The organism is Azospirillum sp. B506 (assembly GCF_000333595.1).
GTDB lineage: Bacteria > Pseudomonadota > Alphaproteobacteria > Azospirillales > Azospirillaceae > Azospirillum.
Genome location: NZ_BADK01000519.1, coordinates 1 through 1033, shown reverse-complemented (window position 1 = coordinate 1033; position 1033 = coordinate 1). Strand labels below are relative to the sequence as shown.

Annotated in this window: 1 protein-coding gene; it reads left to right on the top strand. The window is 74.6% G+C overall.

The window, feature by feature from the left end; all coding sequences use genetic code 11:
* On the top strand, nucleotides 1-1033 hold a 1033-nt coding region (locus tag I71_RS15590), incomplete at both ends, for a molybdopterin-binding protein (protein ID WP_042695765.1).

Sequence of the window (1033 nt, the reverse complement as noted above, 5' to 3'; positions counted from 1 at the left end):
GCCGTTTCGTCGCCCAGGCCGCCCGCCAGGACCAGTTCCTGGAGGTGGTCAGCGGTGAGGAGGCGCGTGCCCGCTTCCATCGCCATCTCGACCTGTCGCCGCGGGGGGAGGAGCGGGTGCCGCTGTCCGCCGCCTTGGGCCGCGTGCTGTCCGCCGACGTGGTGGCGGAGGTCGACGTGCCCGGCTTCGACCGTTCGGTGGTCGATGGCTTCGCGGTGCGCGCCGCCGATACGGTCGGCGCGGCGGAGGACCGGCCTGTCGCCCTGCGCCTGAACGACGAGGTGCTGGCCGCCGGCCATGCCCCCGAACTGACGGTGGAGCCGGGCACCGCCACGGTGATCGCCACCGGCGGCATGCTGCCGCGCGGTGCCGACGCCGTGGTGATGGTGGAGACGACGGAGGCGGTGGAGCGCCCGGACGGCCTGTTCGTCAGCCTGACCCGCCCGGCCAACCCCGGTGCCTTCGTCGCCGCCGCCGGGTCCGACATCGGCCGGGGCGAGGTGGTGTTGCGCAAGGGCCAGCTGCTGACCTCGCGCGAGATCGGCGTGCTCGCCGCCATCGGGCTGGCCGAGGTCGCGGTGGTGTGCCGGCCGCGCGTCGCCATCCTGTCCACCGGCGACGAGATCGTGGCCCCCGGCCAGCCGATCCGTACCGGGGCGGTCTATGACAGCAACGGTGCCATCCTGGCCGCTGCGGTGTCCGAACTGGGCGGCGAGCCGGTGGCCCTGGGAATCGCCCCGGACGAGGATGCGGCGCTGGAGCGGCTGGTCGCCCGGGGGCTGGAGTGCGACGCGCTGCTGCTGTCGGGCGGCACGTCGAAGGGGGCGGGCGACCGCTCCCACCGCATCGTCGCGCGGCTGTCCGATCCCGGCATCGTCGCCCATGGCGTGGCGCTGAAGCCGGGCAAGCCGCTGTGCCTCGCGGTGACCGGCGGCAAGCCGGTGGTGATCCTGCCGGGCTTCCCGACCTCGGCCATGTTCACCTTCCACAGAAACGTCGCGCCGGTGATCCGCGCCCTGGCCGGCCTGCCGCC